Origin of the sequence: Streptomyces jeddahensis (assembly GCF_001642995.1) — a bacterium.
In the GTDB taxonomy this organism is placed as follows: Bacteria; Actinomycetota; Actinomycetes; order Streptomycetales; family Streptomycetaceae; genus Streptomyces; species Streptomyces jeddahensis.
The window spans coordinates 57,708-73,890 of sequence record NZ_LOHS01000114.1 but is presented as its reverse complement, the minus strand read 5'-3'; the positions used below and the strand labels follow the sequence as shown (position 1 = coordinate 73,890).

The following is a 16,183-nucleotide window of genomic DNA, read 5'->3' as shown; positions in this document are numbered from 1 at the left end:
GGCAAGGCCGCACCCGGTGCCACGTACCCCGCCGTCTACACCAGCTCCAAGATCGGCGGTGTGCGGGGCATCTTCCGGTCCGACGACGCGGGCCGGACCTGGGTCCGCATCAACGACGACCGCCACCAGTTCGCCTGGACCGGCAACACCATGACCGGAGACCCCCGGGTCTACGGCCGCGTCTACTTCGGGACCAACGGACGCGGAGTCATCTACGGCGACCCGGAGTGAGATCCGACTCCCGGTCGCCTCGTTCCGCACCTGCCGTCCCGAAGGGGAGACCGACGTGGCCCTGCCGTCAGGGCAGGACGACCGACTTCTCCTCTCCTGTGTGATCCCCCACTCAGCACACATTCCGGAGGGCTGATGAAATTCCGTATCGGCTGGGGGGCGCTTCTCGCGGCTCTGGCTCTCGTCTTCACCTTGCCGAACTCGGCAGTGGCAGCGTCATCGACGTACTGGTTCAAGCACTACTCGACCGGCGGCAACGCCTCGACGTGGTACGCCAACGACAACTCCTGGGGTGTGAACTCCTCGACCGGCACCGGCTTCGTCGCCATGGTCAACGGCAAGGACTGGGGCTGGACGTCCCCGGTGACCACACTCCCCAAGAAGCTCAGCGCCATCAGCCCCAACAACACGACGTGGTTCAGCCAGTCGGCGTACCCGAAGTCCGGCTCGCGCTACAACGCCACGTACGACATCTTCATCGACCCGACCCCCGCACCGACCGACCGCAACTCCAGGGCCGAGCTGATGATCTGGCTCGACTGGTACAACACACAGCCGCTGGCCAACGCCTATGACGGCAACGGCAACGCGGTCCCGACCGCGACCAACGTCAGCCTCGGCGGCCGCACCTGGGACATCTACCAGTACAACTGGCCGAACGGCGACCACACCCTCAGCTTCCTGGACAGGAGCAGGTCCGGCTGGTGGTCCGGCAGCCTCACCCCGTTCTTCAACTACGGCCTCAACAGGGGCATATACACCAACGACCACTACCTCAACAGCATCATGGCCGGCTGGGAATTCGGGCCAGGCGACTACACCGCCCACTCCTGGGGCACCGCGGGCTTCTGACGCCGCCACAAGCAGAAGGGCGGACCAGTGACCGGCCGCCCTCTGCCGGGAAGTACCGCCCGACTCTCCGTACGGAGGGTCGGGCGGCCCGGGAGCAGCGCCAGCCTCTCCGTAGGGCGGCATCGTCATGACCACACGCTGCTTCACCGACCGCCTGGACGGGCTCGCCGTTCGGAAAGGACTACAACCCGGAGCAGTGGGACGAGCCGGTCTGGAAGGAGGACGACGAGCTGATGCGCCGGGCCAGGGTCGACCTGGCCCCACGGTGGGCGTCTTCTCTATGGCCTGCTCGAACTGACGGCGGCCATGACTAGCGGCTCTTCCAAGATTTTCGTGAAGCCGGACGCTGATCCGACCACACCGAGCAGGCATCGGCGGACAGCGCCGCCAGTGAACAAATCCGCACGTTGGAGGAAGCATGAGCAGACAACGACGTCGATTCGCGGTCGCGGCCGCCAGCCTGGCGCGGGCGACACACGTCGGCAGGACTGGAAGGTGGTTGAGGAAGGCAGCCACAGCGGCGGCCGTGGCCCTGAGCGTCATAGCGGGCAGCCTGGCGTTCGCATCACCGGCGTCAGCGGCGACGTTGACCCGGGTCGACAACTTCGGCTACAACCCCACGAACCTCCAGATGTACGAGTACGTGCCGGCCAAGCTGCCCCGTCATCCGGCCGTGCTCGTGGTCGCGCACTGGTGCACCGGCTCCGGCCCTGACATGTACAACTACACCGAATTCGCGTCACTGGCCGACCAGTACGGATTTATCGTGGTCTACCCCTCGATCACCGGTGACATCAAGTGCTGGGACGTCGCGTCGGACGCCGCGCTGAAGCACGACGGCTCCAGCGACCCGGCCGGCGTGATGTCCATGGTGCGGTGGGAGATCGCGAACCGCGGCGCCAACCAGCACCAGGTCTACATGACCGGCATCTCCTCTGGCGCGATGCTGACCAACGTCATGCTCGCCGACTACCCGGACGTGTTCAAAGCCGGATCGGCGTTCATGGGCGTGCCGTACCACTGCTTCTACACCGGCACCTTCCGCGGCTGGAACAGTGACTGCTCCACAGGCAACATCACCAAGACCCCGCAGGAGTGGGGCGACCTGGTCCGCTCCGCCTACCCCGGCTACACCGGGCCACGGCCGCGCATCCAACTGTGGCACGGCACCGAGGACTCCGGCCTCAACCACCACAACCTCGGCGAAGAGATCAAACAGTGGACCAACGTCCTCGGTGTCAGCCAAACCCCGGTCTTCACCGACCAGCCCCAGTCGATCTGGACAAGGACCCGCTACGGTAACGCCAGCACGCAACCACCGGTCGAGGCCAACAGCTTCCAGGGGTACGGCCACGAGTTGCCCAAACCCGGTATGGCACTGCTGGCCCTGAAGTTCATGGGCCTGGCACCCTAGGTCGATAGGTGCTTGTCACTGGGCGTGGGCTCAAACCGTTCGCTGGACGTGGCCGGAACCAACCGGACCGACGGCACCCAACTGAACGTCTGGGACTGTGACGGCGGTGCCAAACCAACCGTGGCGGCTCAACAAAGATGGCACTGTCCCCGGCGCGGAGTCCGGACTGTGCCTCGACGACATCGGCGCGGGCACAGCTAACGGCACCGCCGTCAGCATCTCGAACTGTAACGGTGGCAGCGGCCGGAAATGGGTCCGGCAGTAGTCCCCGGTTCCGGGTGCGCGGGCCATGCTCAAGACCTGTGGATCGAGCTCGGGGAGCGTGCGAAGGGCGTACCTTCCCGAGTGATCGATTGATGGTCATCGAGTAGGCCGGTGTTCGCAGCACCGGTCGGGAAGGCACGCCCGTGCTCAGCGTAGTCAACGACGACGGCAGCACGCCGAACGGCTCCCTGATCGACGAGATCGTCCGAGAGGGCGCCCGGCGGATGCTCGCGGCGGCTCTGGAGGCCGAAGTCAACGCTTATATAGCCGAGTTGGCCGAGCAGCGGGACGAGACCGGCCGCCGGCTCGTGGTCCGCAACGGCTACCACCAGCCCCGGAAGGTCACTACCGCGGCCGGTGCGGTTGAGGTGAAGGCCCCACGGGTGAACGACAAGCGCGTCGATGCCGAGACGGGTGAGCGCAAGCGGTTCAGCTCGGCGATCCTGCCGCCGTGGTGCCGCAAGTCGCCGAAGATCAGCGAGGTGCTGCCGCTGCTCTACCTGCACGGACTGTCCTCCGGGGTCTTCGTCCCGGCACTGGAGCAGTTCCTTGGCAGCGCGGCCGGGCTCTCCCCGGCGACGGTCACCCGCCTCACCCAGCAGTGGCAGGCCGACCACGCCGCGTTCATGGACCGCGACCTGTCCGAGGTCGATTACGTGTACGTGTGGGCCGACGGCATCCACCTCAACGTCCGTCTGGAGGAGGCCAAAGCCTGCGTCCTGGTCCTCGTCGGGTCCGCGCCGACGGCTCGAAGGTGCTGGGTTCACAAAACGGCCAACGTCCTGGACTCCCTTCCGAAGTCCGCGCAGCCCGGAGCGAAGAAGGCGATCCAGGACATCTACAACGCCGAAGACCGCGACCACGCCGAGGCGGCGGCCAAGACGTTCGCCCAGCTCTACGGGGCGAAGTTCCCCAAGGCCGTCAAGAAGATCACTGACGACGTGGACGAGCTGCTGGCGTTCTACGACTTCCCCGCCGAGCACTGGATCCATCTGCGCACGACGAATCCGATCGAGTCCACGTTCTCCACCGTCCGGCTGCGGACCAAGGTCACCCGCGGTGCTGGCTCCCGCACCGCCGCCCTGGCCATGGTCTTCAAGCTCGTGGAGTCCGCCCAGGCCCGCTGGCGCGGTGAACGCACCCCACCTCGTCGCCCTCGTCCGCGCCGGAGCCCGCTTCGAACGCGGCAGGCTCGTCGAGCGACCCACCACCGTGGCAGCATGACCGCTTTCAGCCAACCACCCAGGGAGGCATCCGCCATGTCCGACCTCGACAGCCAGGTTCCCTACTGGGATGCCGCCGCGGGCACGAAGACGTTCACCCACCCACTCCATCTGCCCTGGCTCGAGGGGATCAGCAGGCACGTCGCGATCCTCGACTACGGATGCGGATACGGCCGCACCATGGAGGAGCTCGAACAGCACGGCTTCGGCAACCTCACCGGCGTCGACACCTCACCGGGAATGATCAACCGGGCACGCCGCCTGCATCCCACCATGGATTTTGCAGTCCTGGACGCACCACCGGTCTCGCCTTACCCGGGCGCAGGCTTTGACGCAGTCTTGCTCTTCGCCGTGCTGACCTGCGTGCCCGACGATGAAGCCCAGCACCGGTTGATCGCCGAGCTGAACCGCATCCTCAAGCCCGGCGGGATCCTCTACATCAGCGACCTTCTGCTGCAAGATGACGAACGCAACCGCAGCCGCTACAGCCGCTATGCCCAGCACTACGGCAGGTATGGCGTGTTCGAAACCGGTGATGGTGCGGTCTGCCGCCATCACTCCCGCGAGTGGCTCTCCACCCTGCTCGCCGGGTTCGAACCCATCGACACCCGGACCATCACCGTGTCCACCATGAACGGGCATGAGTCAACGGGGGTCCAGATCCTCGCCAGCAAGCCCACGCTGACTTGAACGCAGCTCAAGATCCACAGGTCAGACCATGACCGACGTCGGGGCCGGATGCGGCTTGCGACAGGGCGAGATCCTCGGGCTTGCCGAGGACGCGCTGAGCTTCGAGACCGGCATCCTGCACGTCGTCCGGCAGGTGAAGTTGATCCGCGGACCGGCGGACCACCTTCAACGATTACGCCTGGAAGCCCGCTCTCGCCGCTGCTGGCGTCATCCCCGAGCCGTAGAAAGGAGTGCGGCACAAGGCGGCTCGGGAACATGGCATGCACGCACTGAGGCACTTCTACGCCTCGGTCCTGCTCGCCGCTGGGGAGAGCATCAAGGCCGTCAGCGAGTACCTGGGGCACGCGAACCCTGCACTGACGCTCAGGGTGTACGCGCACCTCATGCCCAGCAGTCAGGATCGGACCCGGCGAGCCGTCGATGCGGTGTTCCGGCACCCTGACGAAATCGCCTGACGGCCCAGAGACGGCCCAAGCAGGCGACAGAAGCCCTGTCCGGCGGCAAAGGCGCTGGCCAGGGGCTTTTGATTTCCTTCTCCTGCTCAGAGGATCAATATGTGACCTGCCCTGGGTGGCTGCTGGGGGCTTCGCCCCCAGACCCCCGTCGCCCTTCGGGTTCGTCCTCAAGCGCCGGACGGGCTGAAATCAGCCCCCGGACGGGCTGAAACCAGGACTTGGACGGGCTGGAACCAGACTTTGGACGGCTGGTATCAGCCCGGGCTGGGATCAGCCCCCGGACGCGCCGGAATCAGCTCCACCGGCGCTCGCCCTCAGGTCGCGCACCGAGTCGCGGACCACCACATGCGTGCCCAGCAGGAGGTGTTCGTACGGCCCGTCCGGGTCGCTGCCGAGGGCGGTGCGCACGGCGAGGCGGCCCAGTTCCTCGTACGGGACGTGCACCGTGGTCAGGGCCGGGTGCAGGTCCCGGGCGAAGGGGATGTCGTCGTATCCGGCCAGCGACACGTCGCCGGGCACGTCGAGGCCGGCCTCGTGCAGGGCGGTCAGCGCACCCGCCGCCACCATGTCGGTGGTGGCGAAGACTGCCGTGAACTCCAGGCCGTCCGCGAGGGCCTGGCGCGTGCGGCGGTAGCCGGAGTCGCGGGTGAAGTCGCCGGCCACGATGAGCGCCGGGTCGGGGTCGAGGCCCAGGGTGCGGTGGGCCTCGGCGTAGCCGCGGGCGCGGCCCTCGGACGTGGAGTGGCCGGGCTTGCCGGCGAGCAGCAGGATGCGGCGGTGGCCACGGGCGAGGAGGTGGGCGCACACGGCCTGGGCGCCGCCTTCGTTGTCGTACTCGATGACCGTCACGGGCGCCGCGTGCCCGAGCGGCGGGCGGCCGCACAGCACGAGCCGTGAGCCGACCGACCGCAGCGACTCGGCGATACGGGTCATGCTGTCCCGGTACTCCGGGGTGTCGGCCGCGCCGCCGACCAGGATCACCGCGGCGGCGCGCTGCGCGCGCATCATCTCCACGAACGCGAGCTGCTGTTCGGTGTCGCCTTCGGTGCTGCACACCAGACAGAGGTGGCCGAGCCGGGTGGCCTCGCGCTCCACACCGTGCGCCATGAGGGCGAACGACGGGCCCGTGATGTCGTCGAGGACGAAGGCCAGGGTCGGGGTGCCGGCCCCGGCGACGGCCTTGGCCCGGGCGTCGGCCACGTAGTCGAGGGCCCGCACGGCCCGCATCACCCGGGTACGGGTGGCCGCGCTCACCGGATAGTCGCCGGCGAGCACACGGGACACCGTGGACGCGGAGACCCCGGCCCGGGCCGCGACGTCGCGGATTGTGTGTCGGCCCTGTGCGTGGGCGTTTCTCCTGGTCATGGCCCGGCTGACGTCCCCCTTTTCCACGGTGGGAACCTTGGCGACCTTGATAAGGGCGGCCTCGGCAGGCTCTGCAACCGGTTCCCGAACGGAGGCTAGCAGCGCGGGCCCCTGTGGGCGAGAGGTGCGGAACCTCGAAAGTCCTCTCGGTGGGGCGACGGTTGTGGCGGAGGGTTGCTGCGCTGCATGCCTTTGTGCCACGTGCGGCAACGGGTTAGCAACCGGTTGCCATGAGAGAGCGTCCCCGAGTCCACTTCCAGGCTACGTCGGAGGTGTTCATGCCGGGGGAGTGGCGCACGGCCTAGACGGAGCGCGCCTCTGGCCGCCGCCCGCCGATCGTGGCCGCGAGCGCAGTGATCGCGTCGGGCCCGACCCGGCAGCAGCCCCCGATGAGGCGGGCGCCGGCCTGCTGCCAGCCCGTCACCTGCTCGGCGGTGAAGGTCGAACGGCCGGTCCAGGCCCGTGCCTCGGCGTCCCAGCTCTCGCCGCTGTTGGGATAGACGACAACTGGCTTCCCGGTGACCCGTGCGGCGGTCTCGACCGCGTGGTGCACATCGTCCGGAGCGCAGCAGTTCACGCCGACCGCGATGATCTCGTCCGCGTCGGCGGCGAGCGCCAACGCCTCCTCGAGCGGCTGACCTGCCCGCGTCCGGTCCCCGGCGATGCTGTACGACAGCCACGCCGGTACACCGAGCCCTCGGACGGCCCGTAGCAACGCCCGTGCCTCGTCGGCGTCCGGCACGGTCTCCAGCGCCAGGGTGTCGGGCCCGGCCGCGGCCAGCACCTCGAGCCGGGGCCGGTGGAAGCGCTCCAGCTCTTCCACGGTCAGCCCGTAGCGCCCCCGGTACTCCGAGCCGTCCGCCAGCATCGCCCCGTACGGGCCGACGGACGCGGCCACCCACAGCTGCCGCTCGACCGGCTGCCGTCCGGCGCCACCGGCCTGCGCGCCCCCTGTGTGCGCGCGCCGGGCGGCCTCGCGGCCCAGTCCGACGCTGAGCGCCAGCAGTTCGGCGGCCCGCTCCCGTTCGATGCCGCGCCTCGCGAACCCCTCGACCGTCGCCTGGTAGCTGGAGGTGATCGCCACATCGGCGCCCGCCTCGAAGTAGCCGAGGTGCGCCTGGACGATCGCCTCGGGGTCCTCGGCCAGCAGCCGCGCCGACCACAGTTCGTCGCTGAGGTCGTGACCCGCGGACTCCAGCTGGTTCGACAGCCCGCCGTCGAGGACGACCGTGCCGGCGGCCAGGGCTTCGGCGAGGGAAGGGGAGGTGGACCTGGTCATGCTTCGAAGTTAGTCGAAGCCTCGGCGCTGATCTTCACCTGTTTCTCATGGGGCTCCCAGGGGCGCCACAGCCCGGACCTATGGCCCGTTGCTGAACTCCCCGTAGAGGTGGGCAGCCTTCCGGTGCGCCCAGCGGCGCTCCCTCCGGGATGCCGTCGGGAGCGCCTTCCGGCCAGCCGACAGGAGCGCCCTCGGGCCAGCCGTCCGACATGCCGAGCGGTGCGCCGTCCGGGATGCCGTCCGGCGGTCCGGGCGGTGGCGCTGGCGGTGGCTGCGGCGGCGGGCCGGGCGGCGCCCCCGGGCAGTCAGCAACAGACCAGCGGTCAACAGCAGGGCTGACGCAGCAGAGCCGACGCTGAGAGGCCGACGCAGAGAGGCCGACGCAGCAGCGGGCGGCGCCCGGTCAGAGCACCGGAGCGCCGCTGGTCACAGCACCGGAGCGCCGCCCGCCCTGTCGGTCGTCACCTCGCTGCCGCGTGCCGCCCGCCGCCCCGCCTCCCCGTGCGCCAGCGCCTGACAGCCGGGAGCAGCAGTGCGCCCAGCAGCACGGGGATCAGCGTCAGCGGCCACCACGCGCGCGTGCTCTCGCTTGCGTTCTGTGCGGGCTGGGTCGCCGACGATGCGTCGCCCGAGCGGGCCCCGGCGGACGGCGAGGCGGCGGCGGCCTTGGCCTTGGTGAGCACGACGTCGTTGCCGTCGCCACCACGGTAGCTGATGCGGTACTTGGTGTCCGCGACCTTCACGGTGGCGCCTTCCCGGAGACCGGTGAAGGTCCCGGTGGTCTTCGACTTGCCGGTGTGGGAAATCAGGGTGATCTTGCTCGCCGGCTTCTCTCCGGTGCTCTTCCCGGCCGTCGCGTTGCCGAGCTTCCCGGCGAGCTTGACCCGGCCGCCCACCTTGAGCGGCTTCTCGCCCGTACGCACGACCAGCTCGCCGTCGGCGCCCTGCGCGTAATCGCCGGTGATCGTCAGCGACCCTTCGACACGCCCCTCATTGGTCACCGAGCCCGCCACGGTGCCCGTCCCGGTGAGGGAGCGGCCGACGCGCAGCCCGCCGCCCGCCGCCTGCCGCACGTCCAGGCGCGCCCCGGATGCCGTCAGCCGTATCGCCTTGCTGCGCGCCAGCGTGGTGTTCCCGGCGAGAGCGAGCGTGCCCTTCGTGACGGTCGTCGTGCCGGTGTACGTCACATCGCCGCTCAGCGTCGTCGTGGCGGCGCCCGACTGCGTGAGGGAGCCGCTGCCGCTGATCTTGGACAGGACGAGCGGCTTGGCCGTGTTGCGGAGCACCAGCGAGCCGTCGTTGACCACCTTGTAGAGATCGCCCTTCGTGTAGAGCCCGCCGTCGCCGCCCGGCTTTCCGCTGCCCAGCCGCAGCACCGCGCCCTTCTGGACGGTCGTCGAGCCGTTGTAGTACTGGACGGCGGCGAAGGTGACGTCGTTGCCCTTCGTCCCCTTGATGACGATGTCGCCGGCGCCGGGGGCGGACAGCGTGTCGTGGAACACGCCGCCGCCGATGGGCGCGCCCAGCGTTACCGGGCCGTTGTAGTCGAAGGTGAGCAGCGAACGGAACCTGGCTGCCAGCAGGTTGATGTAGACCGTCTCGGCCGTGCCCGGCATGAAGATCTTGTTCGTGGTGCCGTCGCCCCACTGGACGTTCGCGCCCTTGATGTTGGTGCCGCGCTTGTTGACGTTCTTCCGCGCGGGGGTCCAGTTCAGGGCGGGGTCGCTGAGTGAGGGGTTGGTGTCACCTCCCTGGTTCGACCAGCTGTACTGGCCGGTGAGGACGACCTTGCTGCCCGGCCGGGACTGGACGTTGATGTCGCTGCCGTACTCGCGCTGGTAGAAGTCCATGCCCATGGTGACGGTCTGACCGAGCGGCGTGTCCACGGTCCAGGTGCCCTGGTTGAGGACCTTGCGCACGTTCGGCAGCGATGTGGCGAACTCCGGCGCGCCGGCGTTGAGCTGCGTGCCGTTGTCGATCACCCCGGAGAAGGAGTGGGTGCCCGACAGGGCCCAGCTGCCCCAGAGGAAGCGCGGCTGGGTGATCAGTCCGGAGCCGCTGATCGTGCCCAGGTTGTAGGCGCTCGTCAGCGACAGCCGCAGGGTGCCGTCGACCCGGATGTTGTCCTGGTTGAGCCGGAACGCCGGGGTGTTGTACGGGAAGTGGCCGATCAACCCGGTCGTGCCCCCGTTGCCGTACTGCAGGGTCGCCCCGCGCTCGACCGTGATCGCCGGCGGATCGGGATCGGTCGTGGTGACGTACGGGTGATTCCCGCCGAGGATGCTCACCTTCTGCCGCTGACGGGACTTGGGCAGCGTGAAGTCGCTGTCCTTGGTCAGCACGAGCGTCCCGGTGCCCCGCACCGTGAGCGTGCCCTCGCCGCGGAACACGCCGTCGTAGGTGGTGGTCCCGGCGGGGACGGTCACCACGGCGTCCCCGGCGAGTGTCACGTCCCGGTCGGCGAGCACCGCCGCCGTCACGTCCTGCGCCCCCGCGGGCGCCGCCACCGCGTACGGTTCCGTGCCCACCACGTTCGTCGTGACGACGATCGCCGCCAGTGCCGCCACTCCTGCTACTGCCTTACGGGCATTGCTGTTCACGCTCGGGAGACGGAGGCGCGCCGGACCGATAACAGAAATCTGCGAAAAGAATCTGCACAGCATCGTCGCTTCCGACCCGTTGACCTCGTGTTAACGCGCCCTTACCGTTTCGGCGTTCGGAATAACAGATGCCGTTCGGGATATCGAACCGCTCTCGAACCGCTGACGTGAGGAGATGCGCGCAATGGAGCGCAACGTGCTGGGCAAGGCCGCCTGGCGACTGCTGCCATTCCTGGGGCTGCTGTATGTGATCGCATACATCGACCGCTCGAACGTCGGCTTCGCGAAACTGGAACTTCAGGCCGAACTCGGCGTCAGCGCCACCGCGTTCACTCTGGGACAGGTCTTCTTCTTCACCGCGTACGCGATCTTCGAGGTGCCCAGCAACCTCATGCTGCACCGCGTCGGCGCCCACCGGTGGATCGCGCGCATCCTCGTCACCTGGGGCCTCGTCACGGTCGCCACCGCGCTGGTGGAGACCACGTGGCAGTTCTACCTGGCGCGCTTCGCGCTCGGCGCGGCCGAAGCCGGGTTCTTCCCCGGGGTCCTCTACTACCTGTCCCGCTGGTTCCCCGGCAGCCACCGCGGCCGCGCCATCGGCGCGTTCATGCTCGCGGCCCCGGTGTCGTTCATCATCGGCAATCCGCTCATGGGCGCGCTGATGGACCTCGACGGGACGTGGGGCCTCGACGGCTGGCAGTGGGTGTTCCTCGCCACCGGCATCCCCGCCGTGCTGGTCGCTCCGCTCGTCCTGACCCTGCTGCCCGCCGGGCCGGAGCAGGCGCGCTGGCTGGCCCCGGACGAGAAGAACTGGCTGACCGGCGTGCTCGCCGCCGAGCAGGCGGAGGCGGGCGCGCAGCCGCACCACACGCTCTCGGTGCTCAAAGACCGGCGCGTCCTGACGGCGGCGGTGTTCTTCCTGGCCTTCCCGCTCTCCACCTACGGGCTGTCGTTCTGGCTGCCGACCATCATCGACGGGTTCGGTGACCTGACGGCCACCCAGGTCGGCTTCGTCTCCGCCGTCCCGTACGTGTGCGTCGCCGTCGGCCTCGTCGTGGTGCCGCGCCTCGTGGCCCGCCATGACACCCCGTACCTGTGGATCGCCGCGATGCTCGCCCTGACCATCGCCGGGTTCACCGTCGCCGCGCTCTTCGGCTCGCCCATCGTCCAGATGCTCGGCCTGTGCGCGGCAGCCGTGGGCGGCTACGCCGCGCAGCCCGCCTTCTGGGCGCTCATTCCGCGTTTCCTCACCGGCGCGGCGGCGGCCGCCGGTATCGCCGCCGTCAATGCGGTCGGCAACCTCGGCGGCGGATTCGGACCGCTCGGTATCGCGGCGGTCGTCGACTCCACGGGCAGCGCCCTCACCGGCCTGATGTTCCTGCTCGCGGTCGCGGTCCTGGGGCTGCTCGCCGTCCCGCTGCTGCGCCGCGCGCTGACCCCTCGTGCTTCCGTTCCGACCAGTCCCCGCCCGGAAAGGCAGACCGTATGAGCCGCAGCGAAGACCCCGGTCACAGATCGGTGCGGAAGGAAGCCCCGGCCGCGGGCGCCCTCACCACCGTGTCGGCAGCCGGCGAGGCCGGCGCCGCCGACACGTCCTACGCCAACCCCCTCGTCGCCCACCGCGCCGACCCCCACATCCACCGCCACACCGACGGCAATTACTACTTCACCGCCACCGCCCCCGAGTACGACCGGATCATCCTGCGCCGCTCCCGCACGCTGCGCGGCCTGACCGGCGCACCCGAGTCGGTGATCTGGAAGCGCCACACCAGCGGCGACATGGGCGCCCACATCTGGGCGCCCGAAATCCACCACATCGACGGCACGTGGTACATCTACTTCGCCGCCGCGCCCGCGGAAGACGAGTGGAAGATCCGCATCTGGGTCCTGGAGAACGTCAGCGCCGACCCCTTCGAGGGCACCTGGACGGAGAAGGGGCAGATCACCACCGCCTGGGACACCTTCTCGCTCGACGCCACCACCTTCACCCACCGCGGCACCCGCTATCTCGCCTGGGCGCAGCACGAGCCCGGCATGGACAACAACACGGGCGTCTTCCTCTCCGCGATGGCCAACCCCTGGACGCTGACCGGCCCGCAGATACGGCTGACGACCCCCGAGTACGACTGGGAGTGCATCGGACACAAGGTCAACGAAGGACCGTCCGTCATCCAGCGGAACGGCCGCGTCTTCATGACCTACTCGGCGTCCGCCACCGACCACCACTACTGCCTCGGACTGCTCACCGCCGACGCCGACAGCGACCTGATGGACCCGGCGTCCTGGACCAAGTCGCCGACGCCCGTCTTCACCAGCGACGAGACGACGAAGCAGTACGGGCCGGGCCACAACTGCTTCACCGTCGCCGAGGACGGCCGCACGGACGTCCTCGTCTACCACGCCCGCCAGTACAAGGAGATCACCGGCGAGCCGCTGGACGACCCCAACCGCCACACCCGCATCCAGCCGCTCGGCTGGAACGCGGACGGCACCCCGGACTTCGGTGTCCCGCTCGCGGACACCCCCGTCCACGGTGCGACCTCGCCCGCCACTCACTGAAGGAGAGCACCTGAGATGAGACGTGCGTATGCGATCCTCCTCGCCCTGTGCTGTGCCGTCGCCGCCGCGTTAGCGACGGCAGGCCCGGCCTCGGCGGCACCGCAGACCATCACCAACGGCACGCAGTTCACGGACACGTCCGGCGCCGCCGTCCACGCGCACGGCGGCGGCGTCATCAAGGTCGGCTCGTACTACTACTGGTTCGGCGAGCACCGCAACGCCGACAACACCTTCCGGTACGTGGACGCCTACCGCTCCACCGACCTGAAGAACTGGGAGTTCCGCAACCACGTCCTGACCCAGTCCACCGACCCCGAACTCGCCGTCGCCAACATCGAGCGGCCGAAGGTCATGTACAACGCGTCCACCGGCAAGTTCGTGATGTGGATGCACAAGGAGAACGGCTCCGACTACAGCGAGGCCCGCGCCGCCGTCGCGGTCTCCGACACCGTCGACGGGAACTACACCTGGCAGGGCAGCTTCCGCCCGCTGGGCCAGCACATGTCCCGTGACATCACGGTCTTCGTGGACACCGACGGCACCGGCTACATGATCTCCGCGGCCCGTGAGAACTACGACCTGCACATTTACCGCCTCACGGCCGACTACACCGGTATCGACAGCTTGGTCGCCAACCCTTGGCCGGGCGGCCACCGCGAGGCCCCGGCCCTGTTCAAGCGGAACGGCGTCTACTTCATGCTGACGTCGGGCGCTACCGGCTGGAACCCGAACCAACAGCAGTACGCCACCGCGACGAACCTCGCCGGTCCCTGGTCAGCGATGACGAACATCGGCGATTCCACGGCGTACGGCTCGCAGACCACGTACGTCCTTCCCGTGCAGGGAACGTCGGGCACCGCATACCTCTACATGGGCGACCGCTGGGGCAACTCCTTCGGCGGGACCGTCAACGACTCCCGTTACGTCTGGCTGCCGTTGACCTTCCCCACCTCCACCTCGATGTCCATGTCCTGGTCCCCGGAGATCACCGTCGACACGGCCGCCGGGACGGTCACCGGGACGAGCGCCACGTACAACACGCTGATCGCGCGTCACTCCTCCAAGTGCGCCGACGTGACCAGCCAGTCGCTGTGGCAGGGCGCCCAGATCAAGCAGTACGACTGCAACGGCGGCAACAACCAGAAGTACTGGTTCAAGTCCGTCGGCAGCGGCTACTACCAGCTGATGGTCCGCAACAGCTCCCTGTGCGTGCAGGAGAACTCCACCGACGTCACGCAGGAGAACTGCAACGCCTCCGCGACCAACCAGCAGTGGTCGGTGACCACCACCGGCTCCTACGTGAACATCAAGTCCCGCGCGACCGGCGAGTGCCTGGACGTGAACGGCGCGTCCACCGCCAACTCCGCCGCGATCATCACCTACACCTGCAACGGAGGAACCAACCAGCAGTGGACGCGCGGCACATGACGACCTCTACGGCAGCAGGTCGATCGCATCGATCGACGTGCCCGCGCTGAGATAGCCCGTCGACCCCGAGCCGCTCACCACGTTGATCTTCAGGGTGTTGTACTGGCTGGTGTCCGTCCGCCAGGCACTCGCCGGGATGCTGTAGGTGAACGTGTGGTTGTTGCCCCGGTACGAGCCGCAGGTCAGGGACCGCGTGCTCGGCTGGGTGGGCGGCGAGGGGATCGCCGACGTCCAGGTGTCGTTAACCACGATCTGCGGCCGGCCGTTCGAGAAGGCCGTCGTCACGCCGATGCGCAGGGTGTGCGCGGCGGCGGCCTGCGCCGCGGTCAGCTTGAAGTACACGATGATCCCGCTGTTGACGTCCTTCCAGAGGTAGCAGGGGAAGGCCGACGTCTCGCCGCCGTTGCCGATCACCACGTTGCCGGTCCATGAGGCGGCCCGGGCGTCGGACGGGTGCGCGTACGTCATCAGCTCCGCGTTCTTAAAGCCGCTCGGCGTGCCGTTCCAGTCGCCGATCCGCCAGATGGCGCTCGCGTTGCCGGGGTCGTTCGAGGACGGGATGGTGATCGTGTTGAGGGTGGTCGTGCCGCCCGCGGTGACGGTCACCGAGGTGGTGTGGACGGCCAGTTCGCCCTTGTAGACGGTGAGGGTGTACGTCCCAGGCAGCACACCGCCGATGGAGAAGTAGCCGTCCGATGCGCGGGCCGATCCCCAATACTGTGCCGCCGAGTTGGCGAGCCCCACGGTGTACGGGTACGACGTGTTCCGGCCCGCGATGCCGACGCCCGCGACCCTGCCCCGCCCGCTCGCCGGCACGTACCCGGAGATGCCGAGCGAGTCCGCCCACGGCGTGGTGAGCGTGCCGGGGAACAGCGACGAGGAGGGCGCGCCGCCGTCCGTGAAGGCGATGACGTACGGGCCCTGGAGGCCGAAGCGCTGGGCCTCCGTCTGACTCTGGGCGTAGTACAGGATCTCGTACAGGCCGCCGCCGTCCGCGCTCTGGTGCCGCAGCAGGGAGCGGTAGAACGGACCGCCGGAGGCCTTCTCGTGGTTGCTGCGCACGATCCACAGGCCGACGCCCCCGGATGACCATCCGATGTAGTCGTAGTCCATCACTCGGCGCTTCGAGTAGTGCTTCGAGCGGGTCTGGCCGTCGGCCTTCACAAACACGTCCGACGCCTCGACGGTGCTGTTCGTGTACGTGTAGGAGTCCGGCTCGTCATTGAGGAACAGGCCCTTCCTGACGCGCAGGATGTAGCGGGTCGCGGACACCGACGTGTCGGCCTTGTTGGTCCACAGGTAGACGTTGTTCTCGCCGCTGCGGGCCGCGTAGTAGTGCCGGAGCGTGCCGTAGGCGACGGAGACGAGGATCGTCGAGCCGGACTGTCTGATCGTCACGGTGGAGCTGCCGAGGCCTGACTCGATGTGCGAGTTCATGCCGCCGTAGCCCTGGTACTCCGTGCCCCGGTAGACGAGAGATGTCAGGTCGCCGTTGCTCTTGCTGACCTTGAAGACGAGGTTCGCGCCGGTGTTTATCACGTAGTGGGAGCCGTCGTCGGACCAGCCGAAGGTGGCGGCGCTCGCCTGCTGCGCGAGGACGGTGCCGCCGGCGACTGCGGCTCCGGCCGCCGCGCCGGCGCCGATGATGAACTTCCGGCGACCGACGCGGCGATGGGACGGTACCTCGCCGGGCGCGGGCTCACGATGGGGCGACGCTGAGGGTCTGTGCTGCGACATAGTGGGCTCCTCGCTGTGGGGGGTGCGCGACGATCTCTGGTCGCCGTCGGACGGGAAGAGGTTGCCGCGAGAAAAAAGGTTCCTTG

12 protein-coding genes and 2 pseudogenes are annotated in these 16,183 nt (G+C 68.6%); 10 read left to right on the top strand and 4 right to left on the bottom strand.

From position 1 onward, the window contains the following. From STSP_RS27235 to STSP_RS40435, 7 genes and pseudogenes are all read left to right on the top strand, one after another. On the top strand, positions 1-231 hold a 231-nt coding region (locus STSP_RS27235), incomplete at its 5' end, for a hypothetical protein (protein ID WP_157902907.1). A 135-nt stretch (positions 232-366) separates the two neighbouring features. Further along, positions 367-1,083, top strand: a complete 717-nt coding sequence (locus tag STSP_RS27230) for a GH12 family glycosyl hydrolase domain-containing protein (RefSeq protein WP_067283331.1) — start codon at positions 367-369, stop codon at positions 1,081-1,083. Positions 1,084-1,582: 499 nt separating this feature from the next. Then, positions 1,583-2,497, top strand: coding sequence for an extracellular catalytic domain type 1 short-chain-length polyhydroxyalkanoate depolymerase (locus tag STSP_RS27225; protein WP_232789811.1), 915 nt, complete (start codon positions 1,583-1,585; stop codon positions 2,495-2,497). Between the two features lie 97 nt (positions 2,498-2,594). Further along, entirely contained in the window at positions 2,595-2,762 is a 168-nt protein-coding gene (locus STSP_RS38685; protein WP_408646366.1) for an RICIN domain-containing protein, read from the top strand. Between the two features lie 142 nt (positions 2,763-2,904). After that, positions 2,905-3,985 (top strand): annotated as a pseudogene (locus STSP_RS27220) (transposase). Further along, a complete protein-coding gene (locus tag STSP_RS27215) occupies positions 3,982-4,674 on the top strand; it encodes a class I SAM-dependent methyltransferase (protein WP_198547443.1) in 693 nt (230 codons plus the stop codon). Before STSP_RS27220 ends, STSP_RS27215 begins: the two are co-directional and overlap by 4 nt. Positions 4,675-4,696: 22 nt before the next feature. Further along, positions 4,697-5,108: pseudogene (locus STSP_RS40435) on the top strand (tyrosine-type recombinase/integrase); the annotation flags it as partial. Between the two features lie 291 nt (positions 5,109-5,399). Here the strand turns inward: STSP_RS40435 and STSP_RS27205 are convergent. The 3 genes from STSP_RS27205 to STSP_RS27195 form a co-directional block, all read right to left on the bottom strand. Continuing rightward, positions 5,400-6,494, bottom strand: coding sequence for a LacI family DNA-binding transcriptional regulator (locus tag STSP_RS27205; RefSeq protein ID WP_067283326.1), 1,095 nt, complete (start codon positions 6,492-6,494; stop codon positions 5,400-5,402). A 301-nt stretch (positions 6,495-6,795) separates the two neighbouring features. After that, entirely contained in the window at positions 6,796-7,773 is a 978-nt protein-coding gene (mmuM, locus tag STSP_RS27200) for a homocysteine S-methyltransferase (protein ID WP_067283324.1), read from the bottom strand. 461 nt (positions 7,774-8,234) lie between these two features. Next, a complete protein-coding gene (locus tag STSP_RS27195; RefSeq protein WP_408646365.1) occupies positions 8,235-10,373 on the bottom strand; it encodes an autotransporter in 2,139 nt (712 codons plus the stop codon). Positions 10,374-10,557: 184 nt separating this feature from the next. On the opposite strand from STSP_RS27195, the gene STSP_RS27190 reads away from it, so the two are divergent. From STSP_RS27190 to STSP_RS27180, 3 genes are read left to right on the top strand one after another with little or no spacing between them, the layout of a single operon-like run. Next, positions 10,558-11,862, top strand: a complete 1,305-nt coding sequence (locus STSP_RS27190) for an MFS transporter (protein ID WP_067283323.1) — start codon at positions 10,558-10,560, stop codon at positions 11,860-11,862. Then, on the top strand, positions 11,859-12,932 hold the full coding sequence (locus STSP_RS27185) for a glycoside hydrolase family 43 protein (protein ID WP_067283321.1): 1,074 nt from the start codon (positions 11,859-11,861) through the stop codon (positions 12,930-12,932). Before STSP_RS27190 ends, STSP_RS27185 begins: the two co-directional genes overlap by 4 nt. A gap of 15 nt (positions 12,933-12,947) precedes the next feature. Next, positions 12,948-14,360, top strand: a complete 1,413-nt coding sequence (locus STSP_RS27180; protein ID WP_067283320.1) for an RICIN domain-containing protein — start codon at positions 12,948-12,950, stop codon at positions 14,358-14,360. A 6-nt stretch (positions 14,361-14,366) separates the two neighbouring features. Here STSP_RS27180 and STSP_RS27175 read toward each other — a convergent pair whose 3' ends face one another. After that, on the bottom strand, positions 14,367-16,097 hold the full coding sequence (locus STSP_RS27175; RefSeq protein WP_067283318.1) for a rhamnogalacturonan lyase B N-terminal domain-containing protein: 1,731 nt from the start codon (positions 16,095-16,097) through the stop codon (positions 14,367-14,369). Positions 16,098-16,183: the final 86 nt, after the last annotated feature.